Consider the following 423-nt stretch of genomic DNA (forward strand, 5'->3'; position numbering starts at 1 on the left):
GGGCGAGGATGCTGGGAAGGGTGGGCGCACATTCTGATCTTCTTTGGTTGAGACCATGGGATGGGCCATGGCGACAGTGCACCTAGACTTTGGGCCCTGGAGTGTCGATCTTTGGTTGATTTTAGAATCGTCATCGGAACTATCGCCGGGCAGTAGAGGTTGGTTCTTGAGCCGCGTCTATCTGCTGACCAATGAACTCGAGACCCTGCCGGAGCCCCTCCAGATAGTCGCTGGCCGCTCCGCTGCGCTGGTTTGCATAACTTTCCATGATCAACGGTGACAGTTGAGTCCAGGCCGCGCGCATGGCCGCTGGGTCGGAGCAGTTCGCAAGGGCCGCAGTTACCGAATGCTCCAATGCTCTGGTGCGACCGTCGGAAATTGCAATGCGGCGCTCACACTCCCTGACGCGCAGCTCAAGCACCA

Annotated in this window: 1 protein-coding gene; it reads right to left on the minus strand. The window is 58.6% G+C overall.

The window, feature by feature from the left end; translation table 11 throughout:
- Positions 1–139: 139 nt before the first annotated feature.
- On the minus strand, positions 140–423 hold a 284-nt coding region (locus D7T59_RS21215), incomplete at its 5' end, for a hypothetical protein (RefSeq protein ID WP_219637169.1).

The organism is Stenotrophomonas maltophilia (assembly GCF_013464915.1).
Taxonomy (GTDB): domain Bacteria; phylum Pseudomonadota; class Gammaproteobacteria; order Xanthomonadales; family Xanthomonadaceae; genus Stenotrophomonas; species Stenotrophomonas maltophilia_AT.